The 21,747-nt window shown below is 67.1% G+C and carries 22 protein-coding genes; 13 read left to right on the forward strand and 9 right to left on the reverse strand.

The window, feature by feature from the left end; all coding sequences use genetic code 11:
* Positions 1 to 72: 72 nt before the first annotated feature.
* Positions 73 to 2,460, reverse strand: a complete 2,388-nt coding sequence (locus XM50_RS15190) for a TonB-dependent receptor (RefSeq protein WP_046410671.1) — start codon at positions 2,458 to 2,460, stop codon at positions 73 to 75.
* A gap of 202 nt (positions 2,461 to 2,662) precedes the next feature.
* On the opposite strand from XM50_RS15190, the gene XM50_RS15195 reads away from it, so the two are divergent.
* The 7 genes from XM50_RS15195 (at position 2,663) to dcd (ending at position 8,979) form a co-directional block, all read left to right on the forward strand.
* Positions 2,663 to 3,874 carry a toxic anion resistance protein gene (locus tag XM50_RS15195; RefSeq protein ID WP_046410673.1) on the forward strand — a complete coding sequence of 404 codons (1,212 nt, stop codon included), beginning with the start codon at positions 2,663 to 2,665 and terminating at the stop codon, positions 3,872 to 3,874.
* The gene (locus XM50_RS15200; RefSeq protein WP_052742597.1) at positions 3,871 to 4,599 is read left to right on the forward strand and encodes a hypothetical protein; all 729 of its coding nucleotides are present in this window, start codon (positions 3,871 to 3,873) and stop codon (positions 4,597 to 4,599) included. Before XM50_RS15195 ends, XM50_RS15200 begins: the two co-directional genes overlap by 4 nt.
* A gap of 90 nt (positions 4,600 to 4,689) precedes the next feature.
* The gene (locus XM50_RS15205; protein WP_046410674.1) at positions 4,690 to 5,469 is read left to right on the forward strand and encodes a tyrosine-protein phosphatase; all 780 of its coding nucleotides are present in this window, start codon (positions 4,690 to 4,692) and stop codon (positions 5,467 to 5,469) included.
* A gap of 134 nt (positions 5,470 to 5,603) precedes the next feature.
* Positions 5,604 to 6,197 (forward strand): hypothetical protein, encoded by a 594-nt coding sequence (locus XM50_RS15210; RefSeq protein WP_046410675.1) that lies wholly within the window; start codon positions 5,604 to 5,606, stop codon positions 6,195 to 6,197.
* Between the two features lie 95 nt (positions 6,198 to 6,292).
* Positions 6,293 to 7,012 carry a response regulator gene (locus XM50_RS15215; protein WP_046411748.1) on the forward strand — a complete coding sequence of 240 codons (720 nt, stop codon included), beginning with the start codon at positions 6,293 to 6,295 and terminating at the stop codon, positions 7,010 to 7,012.
* Between the two features lie 7 nt (positions 7,013 to 7,019).
* Positions 7,020 to 8,339, forward strand: a complete 1,320-nt coding sequence (locus tag XM50_RS15220) for a HAMP domain-containing sensor histidine kinase (protein ID WP_432430991.1) — start codon at positions 7,020 to 7,022, stop codon at positions 8,337 to 8,339.
* An 85-nt stretch (positions 8,340 to 8,424) separates the two neighbouring features.
* A complete protein-coding gene (gene dcd, locus XM50_RS15225) occupies positions 8,425 to 8,979 on the forward strand; it encodes a dCTP deaminase (RefSeq protein ID WP_046410677.1) in 555 nt (184 codons plus the stop codon).
* A 105-nt stretch (positions 8,980 to 9,084) separates the two neighbouring features.
* On the opposite strand, the gene XM50_RS15230 is transcribed toward dcd, so the two are convergent.
* The 5 genes from XM50_RS15230 to XM50_RS15250 all read right to left on the reverse strand — a co-directional run bounded on the left by XM50_RS15230 (position 9,085) and on the right by XM50_RS15250 (position 12,206).
* The gene (locus tag XM50_RS15230) at positions 9,085 to 9,429 is read right to left on the reverse strand and encodes a tetratricopeptide repeat protein (protein WP_046410679.1); all 345 of its coding nucleotides are present in this window, start codon (positions 9,427 to 9,429) and stop codon (positions 9,085 to 9,087) included.
* A gap of 244 nt (positions 9,430 to 9,673) precedes the next feature.
* On the reverse strand, positions 9,674 to 10,102 hold the full coding sequence (locus XM50_RS15235; protein WP_046410680.1) for an ExbD/TolR family protein: 429 nt from the start codon (positions 10,100 to 10,102) through the stop codon (positions 9,674 to 9,676).
* Positions 10,103 to 10,125: 23 nt separating this feature from the next.
* Complete coding sequence (locus tag XM50_RS15240) at positions 10,126 to 10,611, reverse strand: ExbD/TolR family protein (RefSeq protein ID WP_082103117.1); 486 nt, start codon at positions 10,609 to 10,611, stop codon at positions 10,126 to 10,128.
* Between the two features lie 87 nt (positions 10,612 to 10,698).
* The gene (locus XM50_RS15245) at positions 10,699 to 11,496 is read right to left on the reverse strand and encodes a MotA/TolQ/ExbB proton channel family protein (RefSeq protein WP_046410681.1); all 798 of its coding nucleotides are present in this window, start codon (positions 11,494 to 11,496) and stop codon (positions 10,699 to 10,701) included.
* 44 nt (positions 11,497 to 11,540) lie between these two features.
* On the reverse strand, positions 11,541 to 12,206 hold the full coding sequence (locus XM50_RS15250) for an energy transducer TonB (protein ID WP_046410683.1): 666 nt from the start codon (positions 12,204 to 12,206) through the stop codon (positions 11,541 to 11,543).
* 243 nt (positions 12,207 to 12,449) lie between these two features.
* On the opposite strand from XM50_RS15250, the gene XM50_RS15255 reads away from it, so the two are divergent.
* The gene (locus XM50_RS15255) at positions 12,450 to 13,310 is read left to right on the forward strand and encodes a hypothetical protein (RefSeq protein ID WP_052742664.1); all 861 of its coding nucleotides are present in this window, start codon (positions 12,450 to 12,452) and stop codon (positions 13,308 to 13,310) included.
* A gap of 8 nt (positions 13,311 to 13,318) precedes the next feature.
* Here the strand turns inward: XM50_RS15255 and XM50_RS15260 are convergent, their stop codons facing one another.
* Positions 13,319 to 13,690 carry a dihydroneopterin aldolase gene (locus tag XM50_RS15260; protein WP_046410684.1) on the reverse strand — a complete coding sequence of 124 codons (372 nt, stop codon included), beginning with the start codon at positions 13,688 to 13,690 and terminating at the stop codon, positions 13,319 to 13,321.
* Between the two features lie 103 nt (positions 13,691 to 13,793).
* Here XM50_RS15260 and XM50_RS15265 point away from each other — a divergent pair, with 103 nt between their 5' ends.
* The 4 genes from XM50_RS15265 (at position 13,794) to XM50_RS15280 (ending at position 16,691) form a co-directional block, all read left to right on the forward strand.
* Entirely contained in the window at positions 13,794 to 14,294 is a 501-nt protein-coding gene (locus tag XM50_RS15265; protein WP_046411755.1) for a GNAT family N-acetyltransferase, read from the forward strand.
* Positions 14,295 to 14,356: 62 nt separating this feature from the next.
* Positions 14,357 to 14,917, forward strand: a complete 561-nt coding sequence (locus XM50_RS15270; protein ID WP_046411757.1) for a DUF1285 domain-containing protein — start codon at positions 14,357 to 14,359, stop codon at positions 14,915 to 14,917.
* A gap of 41 nt (positions 14,918 to 14,958) precedes the next feature.
* Complete coding sequence (locus XM50_RS15275; RefSeq protein WP_046411759.1) at positions 14,959 to 15,516, forward strand: CoA pyrophosphatase; 558 nt, start codon at positions 14,959 to 14,961, stop codon at positions 15,514 to 15,516.
* Positions 15,504 to 16,691 carry a CCA tRNA nucleotidyltransferase gene (locus XM50_RS15280; RefSeq protein ID WP_046410686.1) on the forward strand — a complete coding sequence of 396 codons (1,188 nt, stop codon included), beginning with the start codon at positions 15,504 to 15,506 and terminating at the stop codon, positions 16,689 to 16,691. Before XM50_RS15275 ends, XM50_RS15280 begins: the two co-directional genes overlap by 13 nt.
* Here the strand turns inward: XM50_RS15280 and XM50_RS15285 are convergent.
* Together XM50_RS15285 and parC are read right to left on the reverse strand one after the other, a co-directional pair.
* Positions 16,664 to 18,355 (reverse strand): putative bifunctional diguanylate cyclase/phosphodiesterase, encoded by a 1,692-nt coding sequence (locus XM50_RS15285; protein WP_082103118.1) that lies wholly within the window; start codon positions 18,353 to 18,355, stop codon positions 16,664 to 16,666. The genes XM50_RS15280 and XM50_RS15285 overlap by 28 nt on opposite strands.
* Positions 18,356 to 18,407: 52 nt before the next feature.
* Positions 18,408 to 20,663 carry a DNA topoisomerase IV subunit A gene (gene parC, locus XM50_RS15290; RefSeq protein ID WP_046410688.1) on the reverse strand — a complete coding sequence of 752 codons (2,256 nt, stop codon included), beginning with the start codon at positions 20,661 to 20,663 and terminating at the stop codon, positions 18,408 to 18,410.
* Positions 20,664 to 20,755: 92 nt separating this feature from the next.
* On the opposite strand from parC, the gene XM50_RS15295 reads away from it, so the two are divergent.
* The gene (locus XM50_RS15295; RefSeq protein ID WP_231621997.1) at positions 20,756 to 21,739 is read left to right on the forward strand and encodes an alpha/beta hydrolase family protein; all 984 of its coding nucleotides are present in this window, start codon (positions 20,756 to 20,758) and stop codon (positions 21,737 to 21,739) included.
* Positions 21,740 to 21,747 lie beyond the last annotated feature (8 nt).

Below are 21,747 nucleotides of genomic sequence, written 5' to 3' on the forward strand. Positions count from 1 at the left end.
TTGCTGCGCTGCGGCTAGAGCCGGCAGAACAGCCGGGCAGAGATGTAGTTCCCTGCCCGGCCGATCATCTCATCAGAAACGGCCGTACAGCTCTATGCCGTAGAAGCGCGGTTCGCCGGCGATATAGGTCGGCGTGCCGAACGTGCCACCGGTGTTGCCCGCGTCGATCAGATAGCGTTCGTTGGTGAGGTTGCGGGCAAAACCGCCGATCCGGTAGCGGCCGTCAGCAAACTCCACCCCGGCACGCACGTTGACCAGCGTATAGCCGTCCTGGCTGATCTCCTCCCGGTTGGGCAGTTCGAAGAACACCTTGCTCTGATAGCTCGCCGAGGGCGTGGCGTAGAAGGTGACGCCGTCCGCCAGCGGCAGGCGAAGCGATGCGCCGCCCGCCGCGATCACCTCCGGCTGGAGGCGGAAGCGGTTGCCGGCGAAGGCGTTGGTGCCACCGCCGGGCAGCGGCTTGTCGCTGATCCCGCCGTCGATATAGCCGAAGCTGCCGAAGACGCTGAGGAAGCGGGTCGGGCGCCAGGTGCCCTCCAGCTCGACGCCAAGGTTGTTGGCGGTGCCGGCGCTTTGCGTGGTCACGCGGCCGTCGGGATCGGTGACGCTGACCTGGAAGTCGTCATAGGTCTGGTAGAAGACCGACAGCGTACCAGACAACGTGCGGCTGCCCGCCTTGATGCCGGCTTCGTAGTTCCAGACGGTTTCCTCCGGCACGATCTGCAGCGCGGGGATCGCACCGGCCGGGCCGGCGGCGGAGCCGAGCTGCACCACGGGCGAGCGACGTCCCTTGCTGACGGTGGCGAAGACGTTGAGGTCGTTGGTCACACGGTAGAGCGCGTTCACGCGCGGGAGCACCGCGGCGAAGCTGCGCTCCGCCACGAACTTCGCGCCGCCGGTGCCGACCGTGCCGAGCAGGCTGGTGCGCACGCCGAGCGGGGCGAGCAGCACCGAATTGGGCTGGATCGCGCTGTAGCCCGACTGGCGATCCTCGATCAGCACGCGCGCGCCGGCGGTCACCTCAAGGGCGTCGGTCGGGATCCAGGTAGCGTCGGCGAACACCGAATAGGTGTCGTTGTTGCCATAGTTGGTGAACTCCGACGCATAAGGCACGACGGTCGCAGCGCCGCGCGACAGGATCTGCGTGGCCCGCGCGGCGAGGATGGCGCCGTTGGGCGCGATGCAGTTGGTGCCGGTCGGCAGGCCAGCGGCGTTCAGCGCGGCGCGCACCTGCGCATAAGGCGCGGCGATGGAACAGGCGATGTACGTGCCCTCCTCGGTCGAAAAGGGTACGCGCTGATAGCCGTTTTCGAAAAAGGCGTTCCAGCCGAACGAGGCGCGGTAGCGCTCCCCAGTGAAGTTGAAGCGACCTTCGTGGCTCCACTGGTCACCCTTCGCATCTTCGGCGAATTCCAGATACCAGGCGGGGCCACCGTCGGCGTCGAACGTCTCCAGCGCGTTGAAGCGGCGATAGCCGTTGACGGTGGTGAAGGTGACGCCGGGGGCGACATCGACGTTGATCGTCAGGTTCGCGTCATAGACGTCGCGGTCGAGGCCAAGCTTGCGCTTGCCGAGCACCTCCTGGCTGAACGGCGAGCCGGAGAGCTCCGCATAGCCGAAGTCGCCGGTCTGCCCGCCGGTGGGCGCGAACACACGGCTCTTGAAGGCGGTGCCGGGATTGCGCTGCCCGTCATAGGTGAGGACGAGATCGGCGGTGACGGCGTCCGACGGCGTCCAGCGCAGCGAGCCGCGGATGCCGCGCTGATCCTGGCCGTTCAGATCGTCCTGATCGACGCGACCCTGGTTCTGGTTCGGCACACCCGGATCGCCAGCGATGTTGCGGACATAGCCGTCGCGATATTTGTACGCGAAGGCGAGGCGCGCGGCGAGCGTATCGTTCCCGGCATTAAGGAAGCCGGAGACCTGCGCGCGATCGTAATTGCCATAGCTCGCCAGCAATTCACCCGAAAAGCCCGGCTGCGGCTTCGCCGAGACGATGCTGACCGCGCCGATCGCGGCGGCGGTGCCGAACAGCGTCGCCTGCGGGCCCTTCACCACCTCGAGCCGCTCGAGATCGAAGAGGTCCTGATACGCCCCGCGCGAGCGGCTGATATCAACGCCGTTATAGTAGAGGGTGACGCGCGCGCCCTGCTGCGACGATCCCGAATCCGAGGTGATGCCGCGGATCACGAAGCCGGGGTTGTTCGCGCTCTGCTCCTGCACGCGCAGGCCCGGGACGAACAACGCCACCTCGGCAAGCGAATTGACGCCGATCTCGCGCATCCGTTCCTGCGTGACGGCGGTGACCGCGAGCGGCACGTCCTCGATCCTTTGCTCCACCTTCTGCGCGGTGACGACGATGTCGCCATCATCTCCCGGCACCTGAGCCTGGGCGAGTGCGGCCGTCGAAGAACAGGCGAGCAGCGTTGCGACGACGCCGCCCGAGAAGGCGCGGTTCATGATATTCCCCCGAATGTTCTGGCTGTGGTGAGCGGCCGCTAGGCCCCTGTCGTGGCAGCTTCGTTACTTTTCCGTGCCAATCGAAAGACAGCGCGTGAAATCAGGCACGTTTGCGCGAGTCCGACCAGCGTATTATATCACTGGTACACTTGAACGAAGCACCGTCAGCCGCCATCGTGGAGGCTGACGCTGGAGGATGTAGATGGCGACCACCCCTGAAACGATCACCGCGACGGACACGGCGCTGAAGCTGACGCCGCCCGACCCGGTGCCCACCGTGACGGCGGAGAAGGCCGCGGGACTTGTACCGGTCGAGGAAGGCGTGAAATCGAAGCTGGAGGAACGCGCCGATTACGCCGTTCAGCAGCTGATGGAGCGCGACGCGAACAGCCCGGAATTCGGCAAGGTGGTCGATGCGATCACCAACATGGGCGCCAAGGAAATCCGCGATGCGGCGGGCCAGTCCAACCGCTTCCTCGATCGACCGGTGCGGGCGATGGATCAGGAAACCGGCGTCGGCAAGGATCTCGCCCAGCTGCGCCGCGTGGTCGAGGATCTCGATCCCGGCAAGAAGGGCAATCTGACCGCGCCCCAAAAGCTGTTCGGGATCATCCCGTTCGGCAACAAGATGCGCAATTATTTCGACAGCTACAAATCCAGCCAGACGCACATCGCCTCGATCCTGAAAAGCCTGGCATCGGGCAAGGACGAGCTGTTGATGGACAATGCGTCGATCGACACCGAGCGCGCCAATCTGTGGAGCGCGATGGGGAAGCTGGAACAGATGATCCAGCTGTCGAAGATGCTGGACCAGAAGCTGGAGGACAAGGCCAACGAGCTGGACGCGACCGACCCCGCCAAGGCGAAGGCGATCCGCGAGACCGCGCTGTTCTACGCCCGGCAGCGCACGCAGGACCTGCTGACCCAGATGGCGGTCACGGTGCAGGGCTATCTGGCGCTAGACCTGGTCAAGAAGAACAATGTGGAGCTGATCAAGGGCGTCGATCGCGCATCGACCACCACGGTCGCGGCGCTGCGCACCGCGGTGACGGTGGCGCAGGCGATGACCAACCAGAAACTGGTGCTGGAACAGATCACGCAGCTCAACACCACGACCGCCAACATCATCGATTCGACCGGCAAGCTGCTGCGGTCCAACACCGCGCGCATCCATGAGCAGGCGGCGAGCTCCGCCATCCCGCTTGAGACGCTGCAGCGCGCGTTCCAGAACATCTACGAGACGATGGACGCGATCGACACGTTCAAGCTGAAGGCGCTGGATTCGATGAAGACCACCGTCGACACGCTGTCGGGCGAGGTCGAGAAATCGCGCGGCTATATCGCCCGGGCGGAAGGCGCAGCGCAGAACCGGCTGGGCAATTCGCCCGAGACCTTCAAGCTGGAGTCGCTGTGACCTCGCACGAGACCGATCAGGCGCTGTCGAGCGCGCGCAACACGCTCGATCGCGTGCGGCTGCAATCGTTCGACACGCTGCCGGGCACGCGCGCGGTCAGCCGGCGGCCGCGGCAACGGCGCAGCGTGGCGAAGCGCGTCGCGGCGATCGGCGTGGCCAATGCCGCGATCCTGTTTGCCGCGGCGATCATCGGCATCGCGATAATGCCGATCGGGCTGTTCGGCGCGTTGGCGGTGCTGATGATGATGGCGGCAGTGACGCTCGCGATCGCCTTTGCACCCGGCCCCCGCCCGGTGACTCATGAAAAGCTGGCGCGCAGCGACCTGAAGGCGCTGCCGATGCAGACGACGCGCTGGCTCGATGCGCAGCGACCGGCCCTGCCCGCGCCTGCCGTCCAGATCGCCGACCGAATCGGCCTCCGGCTCGACACGCTGGGCAAGCAGTTGCAGACGGTCGGCGACGAAACGCCCGCCGGTGCCGACATCCGCCGGCTGGTCGGTGAGCAGCTGCCCGATTTCGTCCGCGACTATCAACGCGTGCCGCCCGAGCTGCGCGCTACCGAGCGCAACGGCAAGACGCCCGACCGCCAGCTGATCGAGGGGCTGGAACTTATCGAGCGCGAGATCGGCCAGATGAGCGAGGAGCTTGCCCGCGGTGATCTCGATTCGCTCGAAACGCGCGGCCGCTTCCTCGAGATGAAGTACAAGGATGGCGACCCCGCGTGACGATCGGCGGGGAGCACTGCCGCTCGTTCAGCTAAGCCATCTTCATTAAACGACGCGACATTGTCATCGAAATGGGGTAGCGCGGCGGGCATGAACGAACGCGTCCGCACCTTCGAAGGCATCCACAATTTCCGTGACTATGGCGGCTATGCGGCGCGCGATGGCCGGCTGAAGAGCGGGATCCTCTGGCGGTCCGGACAGCATGGCGGCGCCACCCCCGATGACCTCGCCGGCGTGGCGCAGATCGGCCTGTCGACGGTGATCGACCTGCGCGGCGACAGCGAGCGGCAGTCGATGCCGTGCCTGCGGCCCGAGCCGTTCGACGCCGTCGTGCTGTTCGCGGCGGGCGAGACCGTCGGCTCCGAACTGGCGCCGCACGAAGAGGCCGGGCGCGGCATCGCGACGGCGGCGGAGGCGAAGGAGGCGATGACGCGGCTCTACGTCAACATGCCCTATCGCGAAGTGCTGGTCCGCTCGCTGAGCCTGTACTTCGACGCGCTGGCCACCCGCGAGGGACCGAGCCTGCTGCACTGCCTGGCGGGCAAGGACCGCACCGGGCTTGCGGCGGCGCTGCTCCACCGCCTGCTCGGCGTCCACGAGGATGACGTGATGGCGGATTACCTCCTCACCAACGTCGCGGGCAATCAGGCGCGCCGGATCGCGGCCGCGGGCGATTCGATCCGCGAGCGCTATGGCAGCCAGATCACCGACGACGCGATCGTGACGTTGATGGGCGTCGATGCGGATTACCTGCACGCCGCGACGCGCTCAATCGAGGAGCGCCACGGATCGGTCGAGCAATATGCCGAGGCGGTGCTGGGCGTGGATGCAGCACGCCGCGAGGCGCTGCGCCAACGACTGATCGATTGAGCCGGAGCAGCGGCAGCACCGTGACAATTTGCGACACTTTTGCGGCGCGCTGACAAACACGCGCGACAATCGGTGTGCATATGGGTCCCATGACGGGAAGCAAGAGCTTCTCCTTTAGAAGGACCCGTAAGTCAATGAAACGCTTTATCTTTGCAGCCGCCCTCGCTGGCACCGCGATCTCCGGTGCGGCCATCGCCCAGACTGCCGCCCCCACCGCTGCCGCGCAGCGTGGCCCGGGCGCTGCCGACACCAACCGCGACGGCGTGGTGACCCGTGCCGAGGCGCTGGCCGCGGCTGATGCCCGCTTCGACCGGCTCGACGCGGACAAGAACGGCAAGCTGACCGCTGGCGAGCATCGCGGTCGCCGTGGCGGCGCTGAGGCGGAGGTAACCCGCGAGCAGTTTCGTGAACGTGCCGGCCAGCGCTTTGATCGCATGGACGCGAACAAGGATGGCCGCATCGACGCGGCCGAGCGCCAGGCGATGCGCGACAAGTGGAAGGGCAAGCGCGGCGGTCGTCACGGCGGCGGCATGGGCATGATGATGGGTGCCGATGCCAACCGCGACGGCGTGCTGACCAAGGCCGAAGCCGTTGCAGCGGCCGGCGCCATGTTCGACCGCGTCGACACCAACCGCGATGGCCGCATCGACGCGGCCGAGCGGCAAGCCGCCCGCGGCGCGATGAAGATGCGCGGTGCCCCGAACGGCGAGGCTCGCCCGGCGCGCTGAGCGCGCGCCGTGCGCGAAACCGATGACCGGAGCCGGGCGACGATCATGTCGCCCGGCCCTTTCCGGCGGAGCATGACATGCTAGATGCCGACATCATGGTCGATACGCCCCATCTGCTGCTCGTCGACGACGAGCGGTCAATCCGCGAGCCGCTGGCGCAATATCTGGTCAAACAGGGGTTTCGCGTCACGCAGGTCGGGGATGCCGAGGCCGCGCGGATGCGGCTGGGCGCCTATGCGATCGATCTCGTCATCCTCGACATAATGATGCCGGGCGAGGACGGGCTGAGCCTGTGTCGCCATATTCGCGCGACTAGCGACATTCCCGTGATCCTGCTCACCGCCAAGAGCGAGGAAACCGACCGGATCGTCGGGCTGGAGATGGGTGCCGACGATTATATGGTGAAGCCCTTCTCTCCGCGTGAGCTTGCCGCCCGGATCAAGGTGGTCCTGCGGCGTGTGCAGGCGGGCGGCGCGCGCCAGCATGCGCCCGAGGCGGGGGCCTATGCCTTTGCCGACTGGGTCTTGAAGACCGGCGAGCGAACGCTTGTCGACCGCGAGGGCGTGGCCGTGCCGCTGTCGACCGGAGAATACAACCTGCTTCACGCGCTCGTCACCCGGCCACGCCAGGTGCTGACCCGTGACCAGCTGCTCGACCTGACGCAGGGTCGCGAGGCGGCGGCGTTCGATCGCGCGATCGACAATCAGGTCAGCCGTTTGCGCAAGAAGATCGAGGCCGATCCGCGCAATCCGCAGCTCATCAAGACGGTGTGGGGCGGCGGCTATACGCTCGCCGCGGAAGTGACCCGGCTATGACCCGCCCGTGATCCTGCGCTTTCCCCGCAACCTGTCGGGGCAGCTTGCGCTGCTGCTGGCGATCGCGCTGTTTGCGGCGCAGGCGATCAATCTCGCGCTGATCCTGCGCGAGCGCGCGGCGTTCAAGATCGCCCAAGCGACCAGGCCGGCGGCGGTGCGGCTGGCAGACGCGCTCGACCATGCGGTCGACCGGCCCCTGGTGACCGACCGTGGCCGGGTGCGGCAACGCGCCAGCAATCCTATTCCCGCGGCGTTTGAGCGTCTTCCCAAGGTTGGCGAAGAACTCCGCCAGCAGCTCGTCGAGCTCGGCGTCACGCCCGGACGGATCGATACCGGCATCCGGCCAGGCGACCATCGAGGCCCGCGTGCGGCGGCGCGCCATGGCGGGCGGCCCACCGACACGTTGATGTTCGCCGTCCAGCAAGCCGACGGCAGCTGGGTGACCACCAACGCGCCCTGGCCGCGCCACAACAACCGCATCTTCTGGGCGCTGCTGGGCCAGACGCTGATCATCTACATCCTGATCCTGCTGCCCGTGCTGTGGATCGCGCGCCGCATTTCCCGGCCGATGCGCGCGCTTGCGGTGGCAGCCGGCGCTTTCACCCCGCGCGGGGAGATTTCGGCTGTTCCGGTCGAGGGGCCGAGCGACGTGCGCGATCTCATCGTCGCCTTCAACGGCCTGACCCGGCGTGTCACCGACATGCTGGACGAGAAGGACCGAATGCTCGGCGCGATCGGCCATGATCTGCGTACGCCACTGGCGGCGTTGCGCGTGCGGATCGAATCGGTCGAGGACGAACAGGATCGCGCGCGCATGGCGGCGACGATCGAGGAAATGAGCCGCACGCTCGACGACATCCTGTCGCTGGCGCGGCTGGGGCGGCCGAGCGAGGCGGTGACCGAGGTCGACCTCGCCGCGCTGGTCGATGCCGTGGTGGAGGATTTCCGTGATCTGGGCGCCGACGTGGCCTTTGAAGACGTCGAGCGGTTGCGCATGCGGCTGCGCCCGACGCTGTTCCGCCGCGCCGTCCGCAACCTCATCGAAAATGCCGTGAAATATGCCGGCGCGGCGGAAGTCGCGATCACCGCAGGCGAGCGGTCAGTGGCGGTGTCGGTCGCCGACCGCGGACCCGGCATCCCCGACGATCAACTGGCTGCCGTCTTCAATCCTTTCACCCGGCTGGAAGGATCGCGCAACCGCGACACCGGCGGGATCGGCCTCGGCCTCGCGCTGACCCGCGCGATCGTGCAGGACGCCGGCGGCGAGGTGACGCTCGCCAATCGTCCCGACGGCGGATTGGTCGCGACGATCACCCTCCCCCGCTGATCCCACCCACCAACCCGGCGATTGACACGCCGGGACTTGTCACCGCCAGCGCGGGAGGCGAAGAGCACGCGGAGGGAGCAGCCGCATGTCCATTCTGTCCGACCGTTGGATTCGCGAACAGGCACGCGAACACGGCATGATCGAACCGTTCGTCGAGGCGCAGCGGCGCGATGGCTGCATCAGCTATGGTCTGAGCTCCTACGGCTATGATGCTAGAGTTGCTGACGATTTCAAGATCTTCACCAATGTCGATTCGGCCACGGTCGATCCGAAGGATTTTGCCGCAAACAGCTTCGTCGATCGCAAGACCGACGTCTGTATCATCCCGCCCAACAGCTTCGCGCTGGCGCGGACGGTGGAATATTTCCGCGTGCCGCGCGACGTGCTCGTCATCTGTCTGGGAAAATCGACCTACGCCCGGTGCGGGATCATCGTGAACGTCACGCCGCTGGAACCCGGCTGGGAGGGGCATGTGACGCTGGAGTTTTCCAACACCACCCCGCTGCCGGCCAAGATCTACGCCAACGAAGGCGCCTGCCAGTTCCTGTTCCTGCAGGGGAACGAGCCGTGTGAGGTCAGCTACGCCGATCGCGCGGGCAAATATATGGGACAGCGCGGGGTTACCCTGCCTCGGCTTTGATAACCGGAGGCGAGCCAGACTGCGTCCACTCGCCCCCGCACCTTTTCAAAAGCACGGCGTCCGCAGCGCTGCCACGGATGCCTAGGCGGCCGCGCGTTCGCGCGCTTATCTGACCGCGAGGGTCGTCGGCGCTAGGCTGCGCAAGCCGCGCCGGGCGACGTCATGCGAGGTGGCGAGCGCGCCGTCCGGCAACGCCATCTCCACCGCCTCGGCATCGAGCGCCGCGCGATACAAGCCCTCCGCCTCCGCGAGGCGGCCGGTGCGGGCATAGACGGTGCCGAGGTTGATCATCAGCTCGGGCCGGCTGGGAAAGATGCGCCGCTCGTTGAGCAACACTTTCTCCGCTGCCGCATAATCCCGTGCCTCGATCGCCTTAAAGCCCGTGCGATCGCGCGCGAGCGCGGGGCTGGCCAAGCAGCCGGCCAGAGCAAGGAGGTACACGACGCGCATCACACCTTCTCCCGTTCAGCGCGAAGCCACATGCTTCGTTACGCTTTTATGACAGGATGGTGTCACTTTTCTGACAACGGCGCAAGTGCGGGGAAGCGGCAGATAGAGGCGCAGCGCGGGGCCTCGTCGGCGTCCAGCTCGGGCGCCGCCAGACCAAGGCGCCGAAGCGCGCCCTGCGAACGAGGCACAAAAAAAGGGCGACCTCCAGGAGGCCGCCCCGTTGCGCTTCTGATGACCAGAGTGATCAGAATTCGCGGTAATATTGCTCGTTGCCGATGAAGCCGAGCTTCGTCACGTTCGACCGCTTGATCACTGCCAGCGTCTGATCGACCGTGTCGTAACGAACCGTTGGATCCGGCTGGAAGTGCAGCTCGGGCTCCGGGTTCATCGCTGCCGCCACGTCGAGGTACTGACGCAGGCGGACCGGATCGACCGGCGAGCCGTTCCAGCTGACGGTGCCATCGGTCGCGATGGTGATCTTGTTCTTCTGCGGATCGACCGGCGGCCGAGTCGCATTCGGATCATTCACCGGCAGATCGACCTTCACCGCGTGGGTCTGGATCGGGATGGTGATGATGAACATGATGAGGAGAACGAGCATGACGTCGATCAACGGCGTCGTGTTCATCTCCATCATCGGCTCGCCATCGTCCTTGCCGCCACTCATTGCCATATCGATTACTCCTGGTGGCTTGCTTACAGACGCTCGGTGCCGGTGCCCGGCGGCGGCTCGGAAATGAAGCCGACGCGAGCGAAGCCCGCCATCTGCATGTTGTAGATCGCGCCTGCCACGCACTTCCACGGCACGTTCACGTCACCGCGCACATGCGCTTCGGGCAGTTCCAGGCCGGGGGCGTTCACGCCGCCCTGCCGTTCGATCTCGGCCTTCAGCTTGGCCACGGCGCGATCCAGCAGCTCCTCGTGAGTCACCGGGGTCATGCCCCAGTAAACGGCACAGGCACCATCAGGCTTGGTCGTGATCGAGAGGGAAACGTTCTCGGGCTTGGTGGTGGTCGGGTCGAAGCGTACGCTCGGCAGCTTCACCGGAACCGATTGGATCACGACCGGCACCGCGATCAGGAAGATGATGAGGAGCACCAGCATGACGTCCACGAGAGGCGTCGTGTTGATGTCCGACATCGGGGTTTCTGCGGCGGAGTCTCCACCAACGCTCATCGCCATAAGTCAGGCTATCCTATGTCTTCGTTCCCACCGGTTATCCGGTCGGGAAAGGTGGCGGGGTCGCCGGCTGGCAACCCCGCTTTCCCATTACGAGCGGGTCTGCACGCCACCGGCCTGGCCGGCCGTGGTGGTGGCAGCCGGCTTCGTTGCGACCGGCTTGGCCGCACCAGCAACCGCCGGGCGCACCGCGCCGTTCGAGGCGAGGTAGCCGAGCACGTCGTTCGAGAAGGCCGACAGGTCTTCCGCGATCGACTTGTTGCGACGCTGCAGCCAGTTGTAGCCGAGCACCGCCGGAACGGCGACGGCGAGACCGAGGGCGGTCATGATGAGCGCTTCACCAACCGGACCGGCGACCGCGTCGATCGACGCCTGGCCAGCCGCACCGATCTTGATGAGCGCGCGGTAGATGCCGATAACCGTACCGAACAGACCGATGAACGGTGCGGTCGCACCCACGGTCGCCAGGAACGCCAGGCCGGTGCCCAGACGCGAGTTGATCATCGCTTCCGAGCGAGCGAGCGAGCCGTGCAGCCAGTCATGTGCTTCGACCGGGTCGGTCAGCTTCGAGTGCTGCTCCTGAGCCTGCAGGCCGTCATCGACGATCTGCTTGTAGGCCGAGTTCTTCTCCAGCTTCGCCGAACCTTCGCGCAGCGAGGTCGTCTGCCAGAACGAGCCGCGGACGCGCTTCGCCTGGTTGATGATCTTCTGCTGCTCGAAGAGCTTGGTGAACATGATGTAGAACGAGACGACCGACATCAGCACGAGGATGCCGAAGGTGCTCTGGGCGATGATACCGCCCTGCTCAAGCGCGGCGGCGAGGCCGTACGGGTTCTCGCCGCCGTGGTCTGCCGCACCTGCGGCAGCAGCGAAGATGGTGGTGATCATTCGATTAGTTTCCCTCTGAAAAGCGCGATTCTATTAAGGCTGGATCAATCCCGTGGCAGCTTCCAGACCACGCGGCGCGTCTGCGTCGTCGCGATCGGGTTGCCCGCTGCGTCCGTGGCCGGCGTGTACCGGGCCCGACGGGTCAGCGCGCGGCATGCCGCCTGGTCTAGCGCATTCGAGCCGCTCGACTCGGTGGTGACGCAATTCTCCACGCGACCCTGGGCGTTGATCGTCCACTTAATCACGGTCGTGCCTTCTTCTTCGGCACGAATCGAGCTGGGCGGATAATCGTCCGTGGTGATCCAGTCCGCAGGGTTACCCTTTGCACCGGCAGCCTTGCTGACCACCGGCGGCGCGGGAGGCGCAGGCGGCGGGGGTGCAGGCGGCGCGACCGGCGTCGGTACATAGACCGGCGGCGGAGTCGGCACGGTAGCGATCGTCACCGGCGGTGCCGGAGTCGTCACGATGGGCGGCGGCGCCACAACGGGCGGCGGCGTCATCGGAACGTCAGGCGGCGGCGGTGGCGGTTCGTCCGGCGGCGGGGGCGGTGGTTCCTCAACGTCAAACGTATTCAGCTTCTCCGACACCTTTTTCACGTACTGGAACGCGAGGCCGGTGACGAAGGCGTAGCCGAGAGCAGCATGGATGAGCGCCACGATGACGATCGCGACGACCTTGCTCCCGCTCATCTTCTGGTCAGAGTAGGCCATTCAGCAAAAGCACTCCCTAATCCCTATGGCCCGAGGGGGCCGGGCGGCCTGCCGCGGCTTCCGCTAGGCGGAAAATGGGCGTGCCGGTCCGTCGGCAAGGGCTAAACGGTACCCTTGCACCGAGCGACTCCTAACTTGCGCCTTAACGACACGCAAACGCTTTGTCGGACGCAACAAACGTACAATCGCCCAGCGACAGATTTATTTCTGTATCATAGAGAGGGGATGGATTAACCGATGCGCATGGTCACCCGAACGATTAGTGCCTCCGCGCTTGGTTTCGCGCTCATTGCCGTCACCCCCTTCACCGCCGCCGCCCAGCAGCCAGGAGCCGGAGCTTACGCCGCGCCGGCGCTCTCCTATGCGGAGACAGCCGACCTGGTGATCGCCAGCCCGATCGTTCTCGACGCGACGATCGCTTCTGCCGTGCGCATCAAAGGCGCGGAGGCGGCGAATGTTCCGCCGGGTTTTATGCGCTTTTATATCGAGGCTGATGTCGGGGCGCTGATCCGCGGGCCGGGCGCGATCCCACCGAGGGTCGGGTATGTTCTGGATGCGCCGGTCGGCCCGGGGGGCCGTGCGCCGAAATATCGCAAGGCACGCGTCCTCCTGTTCGCGCGCCCGGTGCCCGGCGATCCCACGCAGATTCAGCTGACCGGCCCCGATTCCCAGCGCGCCTTTGACCCCGAGCTCGATTCCCTCACCCGGCGAATCAGTCGCGAACTGGTGTCGCCCGACGCACCGCCGGTCGTGACCGGGGTCGGCAATGCCTTCCACGTCGCCGGGTCGCTCCCGGGCGAAGGCGAGACGCAGGTGTTCCTGACCACGCAGGACAACCGCCCGGTGTCGCTCAACATTTTGCGCCGCCCCGGCGAAGAGCCGCGCTGGGCCGTGGCGCTGTCGGAGATCGTCGACGACTCGGCCGGCCCGCCGCAGCGCGATACCCTGTTATGGTATCGCCTGGCCTGCGCCCTGCCCCGCGCGTTGCCCGCACGCAGCACCCAGGCGCTGGAGCCGGCCGACGCGGCGATCGCGCAGCAGGACTATCGCTTCGTGCTGCAGCAACTGGGCCCGTGCCGGCGGGCGCCGACCAACGCCTATTGATCAGCGCGTCAGCGGCGGTGGCGGACGAGGGTGATCCCGATCGATTCGCCATCCTCGGCGATGGCGAGCTTGACGATCTTGATCTTCACCCGGCGGACGCGCGCATCCTGCAGGAACAGCGTCTCGGCGATATGATCCGCGACCCCTTCGATCAGGGTGAAGTGGACCCCGGGCGGCAGCGCGGTCGTCGCGGCATGTTTCAGATCGAGATAATTCTTCGAGGCGGTCAGCGGCGTATCGGGCGCGAATCGGGCGGGCGCGTCGAGCAGCACCGTCATCGAGATCCGCAGCGGCTGGGGCAGGTGCGTTTCCTCTGAATAGACGCCGGTCAGCACCGGCACCTCCAGATCGTGCACCTCAAGTTCGAGCATGTCTTCCACGCCGCGCGCTTAGCGCCACGCACGCGCCGACGCCATGCCCGCTTGCGTTCAGGCCGACTATCGATAGAGCGCCCGTCCCTTGACGTACGGGCAGGAGAAGCCGGTGATCGAGGTGATCGGGCTGGAGCAGATTGATGGGCAGTTGGTCGAGCAGTTGCTCGACCGCGCGTTTGGCACGGACCGGCACACGCGCACCGCCTATCGCCTGCGCGAGGGCGTCGCCGCCCTCGCCGGCCCCAGCCTGGCCGCGATCGAGGATGGCGAATTGATCGGGACGATCCAATTGTGGCCGGCCATGTTCCACGGCGAGGATGGACGGCGCGTGCCGCTGGTCCTCGTCGGCCCCGTCGCGGTCGTGCCCGAGCGGCAGGGGTCGGGGATCGGCCGCCGGCTGGTCGAGGAAGCGCTGGAGCGCGTCCCCGACGCGGCGCTGATGCTGATCGGCGATCCCGAATATTACGGCCGCTTCTTCGGCTTCACCGCCGACCGTACCGGCGGCTGGCGCCTGCCGGGTCCGGTCGAGCGCCACCGCCTGCTGGCGCGCGGCGAGGGGGTTCCCGATGGCGCGGGAGAGATCGGCCCCGGTGACCCGCCCGTGGGCTGACGCTTGTCGGGAAGCTTGGGCGCGATCTTTACCCCGCTGCCCCCCTCACCTACCTGTTGGCCATGCCCATGGCACCGCCTCCTGCGTTCGACACGCTCACCATTGCCGATATCGCCCGCCTTGCCGACGAGGATCGCCTGCCGCCGGTAGAGCGCTGGCATCCCGATCACTGCGGGCCGAGCGACATGCGCATCGCCCGCGACGGCACCTGGTATCATCAGGGATCGCCGATCGGCCGCCCGGCCATGGTACGCGCGTTCAGCCGCATCCTTCGCCGCGAGCCCGACGGCAGCTACGTCCTCGTCACCCCGGTCGAGAAGCTCGATATCGACGTGGAAGATGCGCCCTTCGTCGCGGTCGAGCTGAAGGCGGAAGGGACGGGGAAAGACAGCCAGCTCGCCTTCCGCCTGAACACGGGTGAAATCGTGACTGCCTCGGCGGAGCATCCGCTCCGCTTCGAGGAACATGCCGACGGCCCCCACCCCTATGTTCATGTCCGCGGCGGGCTGGAGGCGCTGATCGCCCGGCCGGTCTATTATGAACTGGCCGAGCGCGCGCTCGCCGGCGACCATGATCCCCCCGGCCTGTGGAGTGGGGGAAGCTTTTTCCCGATCGCGCCGTGACGTCGCTGGCGGAGCGCCTCAGCCGGGCGCTGACCGAAGGGATGGCGCAGCAGACCATCACGCTCGCCGGCGACCATGGCGACCTCGCCCGGATCGCGGAGGGCAGCATGAAGCCCGCAGCTGTGCTGGTGCCGGTAACCGATCGCGCGCGTCCGGGTGTGATCCTGACGCAGCGCACCGACACGCTGCGGCAGCACGCCGGGCAGGTTGCCTTTCCCGGCGGCCGGCTCGACCCCGGCGAGGATGCGGTTGCGGCCGCGCTGCGCGAAGCGGAGGAGGAAATCGCCCTCGCCCCGTCAGCGGTCAGGATCGTCGGCGAGGCCGATCGCTATCGCACCGTCACCGGCTATACCGTCACGCCGGTCGTTGGGGTCGTTCCGCCCGACATTGACCTCCATCCGTCGGAGGCGGAAGTGGCGCGGGTGTTCGAAGTGCCGCTCGACTTCCTGCTCGACACGGCCAATCACGTGGAGGCGCGATCGCACTGGCAGGGGCAGGAGCGACGCTATTACGAGATCATGTGGAACAATCATCGCATATGGGGCGCAACCGCGGCCATGATCGTGAACCTGGGGCGTCGGCTGCAATGGAGCCTGTGACGCTGCCCGCCGGTGGCTGGCGTGATCGGGCGGGACTGCACGAACTGGTGACGGCGCTGGATGCAGCAGGCGGCAACGCGCGGTTCGTGGGCGGCGCGGTGCGCGACACGCTGCTCGGCCTGCCGGTGTCCGACATTGACGTCGCGACGCGCTTCGCACCGCAGGACGTGATCACCCGGCTGGAGCGCGCCGGGATCAAGGCGGTGCCGACCGGCCTCGCCCATGGCACGATCACTGCCGTGTCATCGGGCACCGTGGTCGAGGTGACGACGCTGCGCCGCGACCTCACCACCGACGGCCGCCATGCCACCGTCGCCTTCACCGGCGACTGGCAGGAGGATGCCGCACGGCGCGATTTCACCATGAACGCGCTGTTCGCCGATCCGGTCGACGGCATTGTGTTCGACTGGTTCGGCGGGCTGGAGGATCTGCGCGAGGGGCGGATCCGCTTCATCGGTGATCCCTATCGCCGGATCGCCGAGGACCATCTGCGCATCCTGCGCTTCTTCCGCTTCCACGCGCGGTTCGGGCGGGTCATCGACGAGGACGGGCTCGACGCCTGCACTGCGCGCGCCAACGACCTCATGGCCTTGTCGCGTGAGCGGATCGCGGCGGAGCTGCTGAAGCTGCTCGTCGCGCCGCGCGCCGTGCCGGTCGTCGCCCTGATGGTCGAGCGGGGCATCTTCCGCCCGGTGCTGCCGGAGATCGAGGATACCGCCGCGCTCGCCGCATTGGCCGAGCGGGAGGCGGCGGCGGGCATCCCCCCTGATCCGATCCGGCGCCTCGCCGCGCTGATCGCGCCCGCCGCGGCTGAGGGGGTGGGCGCACGGCTGCGGCTGTCCAACGCGGACCGGAAGCGGCTGGAGATTGCTGTTGGTCCCATCGGCGACGAAGGGCCCCGCCCGCTGGCCTATCGCATCGGCTGCACCGGCGCGATCGATCGCCTGCTGCTCGCGGGCGCGCCGGTCGACGCGCTCACCGGGTGGACGCCCCCGCGCCTTCCCGTCTCCGGCGGGTCACTGGTCGCGCGCGGGATCGCCAAAGGCCCGGACGTCGCGCGCGCGCTTCGCCAGATCGAGGAACAGTGGATCGCAGAAGGGTTTCCCGACGCAGACCGCGCCGAGGCGATTGCGCAGGAAGTGCTCGATCAGCTGTTGCAGCGAAGCAGCAGCTGATAGGCGTCGTCCGCCGGCAGCGGCGGCGAAAAGGCATAGCCCTGCCCAAAGGTGCAGCCCAGCGCGGCGAGCGTCTGGCTGACGTCGCGGCTTTCGATCCCCTCGGCGATCGTGTCCATGTTGAGCGTCGCAGCGAGGCTCAGGATCGCGCGCACGATCGCGATCTTGTCGCGATCCGCCATCATGTCGGTGACGAAGCTGCGATCGATCTTCAGTATGTCGATCGGCAGGCGCTGAAGATAGGCGAGGTTCGAATAGCCGGTACCGAAATCGTCCATCGCGATCGAGGCACCGGTATCCTTCAGCGCGCGCAGCATGGCGGCGTTGCGATCGGGATCCGCGATCAGCGCGCTTTCGGTCAGTTCCAGCTTCAGGCGTCCACCGGCGAGGCCGTGACGCGCCAGCGCCGCCTCCACCACCGGCGGCAGGTGATCGCGCTGCAACTGGATCGGCGAGATATTGACCGCCATCTGCACGTCGCACGATCCACCCGCCAGCGCGTCCCATTCGGCCAGGGTGCGCAGCGCGCCATCGATCGCCCAGCGGCCGATCGGCACGATCAGCCCGGTTTCCTCCGCGACCGAGATGAAATCGGCCGGTGAGATGATTTTGCCATCCTCGGTCGTCCAGCGTGCCAGCGCCTCGAACGCGACGATCTTGCCGGTCGCAAGGTCACAGACCGGTTGATAGTGAAGCGCCAGCTGCTCGGCATCGATCGCCCGCCGGAGCGCGGTTTCCATCGCGAATTGTGCGCGGGCCCGGTCGAGCGCCCGGGTCTCGTATGCCTCGGCCTTGCCCGTCTCCTTCGACTTGCGCACGGCAAACTGGGCATGGCGGATCACATCCTCGGCATCCTGCGCGGGGTTGTCGGCGAATGCCATGCCGATCGCGCAGGTGATGCGGATCTCGAAATCGCTGAGCCTAAACGGCGTGGCGAGCACGTCGCGGATCCGACGAACCGCATGTTCGGCTTCATCGCGCCCCTCGTCCAGGGTCAGCAGGACGCCAAATTCATCGCCGCCGATCCGGCCGAGCACGTCCGTCGCGCGCAATGCGCCCTTGATCCGCCGCGCCGCCGTCATCAGCAATTCGTCGCCGGCCATGCTGCCAAGACAACTGTTGATCCGGCCGAAGCGATCGAGGTCGATGACCAGAACCGCACAATCCGTCGCACCTGCCGTCAGCCGTTCCTCCAGCCGATCGCCAAAGCCTTCGCGGTTCGGCAACCCCGTCAGGCTGTCGGTGGTCATTTCGCGCCGCAGGCTCGTCTCGGTGCGCATCTCGGCCGTCTGGTCGAGCAAGGTCAGCAGGCAGTGCGGCGCCCCTTCCCCGCCGATCCGCGCCAGCGTGACATCGAAACGGCGCTGTTCCACGCAACTGCCCAATGTCAGCGACAGGCGCTCGCGCACCTCGGCGCCCGACAGGAAATCGATGATCCGCCCGCTCAATTCGGTCAGCGGCTCGGCGAACTTGCGCGATTCCGCCGTGCCCAGTTCCAGGCGGCGAAACATCGCATTGGGCAGCTGGAAGGTGAGCCGGCGGCCCTCCAGCCGCACCACCACCGCCGCGATCGGCAGCAGCTCCAGCGCCCCCTCGGCCGCGGTTCGCCCTGGCGCGCTCTGTTGAGGCTCGCGAGGCGTAGTAAGGACGGCAGGGAAGGGCATTGTCCTCTCGCTACCCCTGCGCGCGTTAAGTTTCGCTAAATCGGAGAAGATTTCAGGTGAAGCGGTTGTCGCGCGGGAAGCCGGTGGGCGGCATCCGCCCCGCCGCACCACGTGCGGCACGCCATGGCGACACGTCGCTCTCCGTGCGTGTACGCCCGGTCTCGCCACCCATCGCCCAGCTGATCCCATCGGCATAGCGGAAGGTGATCGCGTCGCTCAGCCCGCCATCGCGATAGCGTTGCAACTGCGCGCCCTGCCCCCGCGTCATTTCCGGCAACTCGCTCAACGGGAACACCACCAGCTTGCGATTGTCGCCGATCGCCGCGACATAATCGTCGTCCTTGCCGACCGGGCGCACCACCGACAGCCGTGCGCCCGGGCGCGGCGTCACCACCGTCTTGCCCTTGCGCGTTTCGGCGATCACGTCGTTGACCGGCACCACGAAGCCCCGCCCGTCGCTCGCCGCGACCAGCAGCTTGCCGTCGCGCTCCGCCTTCAGAAGCCGCACGATGCCGATCCCGCCATCGAGGTCGATCGTCGCGCGCACCGGCTCGCCAAAGCCACGCCCGCCGGGAAGCCTGTCCGCCGCCAGCGTGTAGAAGCGCCCGTTCTCCGCCGCCAGCAGCAGCTTGTCCGTCGTCTGCGCGTGGAAGGCGAAGGCGGGGCCGTCGCCCTCCTTGAACTTCAGCGTCTCGGCCGAGGCCAGCTCGACATGCCCCTTCATCGCGCGGATCCAGCCGCGCTGCGACAGGATCACGGTGATCGGCTCGCGCTCGATCATCGCCTCCAGCGGGATCTCGCGCGCCGGGGCGGCTTCCTCCAGCGTGGTGCGCCGCTTGCCCAGCGCCGTCTCCGGACCATAGCGGTCACGGATCGTCGCCAGATCCTTCTTCATCCGCGTGCGCTGCCGCTGGTCGGAGCCGAGCAGCAACTGCAGGCTCGCCTGTTCCTTCTCCAGCGCGGCCTGCTCGCGCTTCAGCTCCATCTCCTCCAGCTTGCGCAAGCTGCGCAGCCGCATGTTGAGGATCGCCTCGGCCTGCCGGTCAGTGAGGTCGAACTCGGCGATCATCACGGCCTTGGGCTCATCCTCGGTGCGGATGATCTCGATCACCCGGTCGAGGTTGAGGAAGGCGGTAATATAGCCCTTCACGAGCTCCAGCCGGTCGGCGATCTTGCCCAGCCGGTGCTCAGTACGGCGACGCAGCACAATGAACTGATGCTCCACCCAGGCGGCGAGCGCCTCGGCCAGGCTCATCACCCGCGGGGTGCGCCGCGCGTCGAGCACGTTGAGGTTCAGCGGCACGCGCGTTTCGAGATCGGACAGGCGGTAGAGCCCGTCCATCAGCACCTGCGGATCGACCGTGCGGCTGCGCGGTTCCAGCACCAGCCGGATCTCCGCGTCGGATTCGTCGCGCACATCGGCCAGGATCGGCAGCTTCTTGTCGTTCACCAGGCCGGCGATCTGCTCGATCAGCTTGCCCTTTTGAACGCCATAGGGGATCTCGCTGACCACGATCTGCCAGCCGCCGCCCTTTTCCTTTTCCACGCTCCAGCGACACCGCACGCGGAATGCGCCGCGGCCCGTGGCATAGGCCTCGCGGATGATCGCCGGCGGATCGACCAGCAAGCCGCCGGTGGGGAAATCCGGCCCGTGGACGAACGCCAGCGGATCGGCCGCGGGATCGTCGATGAGCGCGATGGCGGCGTCGAGCAGCTCGGCAGCATTGTGCGGCGGGATCGACGTCGCCATGCCGACCGCAATGCCACTCGCCCCGTTCGCCAGCAGATTGGGGAACAGCCCGGGGAACAGCTCGGGCTCCTGCTCCTCGCCATTATAGGTCGGGCGGAAGGAAACGGCGTCCTCGTCCAGCCCGTCCATCAGGTCGATCGCGACCTGGGTCAGCCGCGCCTCGGTATAACGATAGGCCGCGGCATTATCGCCATCGATGTTGCCGAAATTGCCCTGCCCGTCGACCAGCGGATATCGCAGCGCGAAATCCTGCGCGAGCCGCACCATCGCGTCATAGACCGACTGGTCACCATGCGGATGGTATTTACCGATCACGTCACCGACGACGCGCGCGCATTTCTTATACCCTTGCGTCGGGTCGAGCCGCAGCAGCCGCATCGCCCACAACAGGCGCCGATGAACCGGCTTCAGCCCGTCGCGAACATCCGGCAGCGATCGCGCGGTGATCGTCGACAGCGCATAGACGAGATAGCGTTCGGACAGCGCGGAATCGAACGGCGCGTCGAACACGCCCACGGGCGGATTGTCGGGGGGCAGCACGGTCGCATCATTCGGCATGGCGGGCGTGCTAGCAGGCGTCGGCCATGTTCCACAACCGTTCCGCACACCGATCTATGCGGCTCCTGCGTGCCGTGCCACAGATAGCGGCCATGCCCGCCTCCCCAATCGCGCCACGCCGTGCCAACCGCCGCACATTCCGGGTCGCCCTGCCGCTTGCCTGCGCCCTGCTGGCTGCGCCATGGTCCGCGCACGCCATGCCGCCCCAGACCGATCAGAAAACCGCCGCGCAAGAAGCCGCGTCCTTCAAGCCGCTCACCTGGGACGACCTGACCAGTCGCCCCCGCCCGGCGGCGGACGCCACGGTCGCTTATGGTGCGGACCACATGCAGAAGGTGGACGTGTGGGTGCCCGCCGGGCCCGGCCCGCATCCCGTCGTCCTGATGGTCCATGGCGGATGCTGGCAGACCTCGATCGCCGATCGCACGCTGATGGATTGGGCCGCCGGCGACCTGCGCGACTCGGGCATTGCGGTGTGGAACATCGATTATCGCGGCGTTGACCGCTCCGGCGGTGGCTATCCCGGCACCTTCGCCGACGCGGCGGCGGCGGCCGACCGTCTGTTGACGGAGGCGGCACGCTTCCGGCTCGACCCCTCGCGCGTCGTCGCCGTGGGCCATTCCGCCGGCGGCCACCTGGCCCTGTGGCTCGCTGGCCGCGCTCGGCTGCCGGCGACGAGCCCGCTGCACACCGCCAAACCGCTGCCGATCCGCCATGTCATCAGCCTCGGCGGGCTCCCCGACCTGGAGGCGACCGCCGCCAGCCCCGACAATGGCTGCGGCACGAAGGTGGTGGAGCGGCTGGTCGGCAGCGATCGGGCGGATCCATATGCCGACACCTCCGTCCCCCGCCTCTTCCCGCTCGGCGTTGCGCAGACGCTGATCAACGGGCGCGAGGATCGCATCATCCCGTACCGGATGGCGACCGACTATGTCGCGCGCGCCACCGCTGCCGGCGATCGAGTCGCGCTCGTCACCGTGCCTGAAACGGGACATGTCGAGCTGGTCACGCCTGATACCGCAGCCTGGGCGGCAACCCGCACGGCGATCCGCACCGCTCTGGGAATGCGCGACTGAGGGCGCGC

The sequence above is a fragment of the Sphingomonas sp. Ag1 genome, from assembly GCF_000980895.1.
GTDB classification, from domain to species: Bacteria; Pseudomonadota; Alphaproteobacteria; order Sphingomonadales; family Sphingomonadaceae; genus Sphingomonas; species Sphingomonas panaciterrae.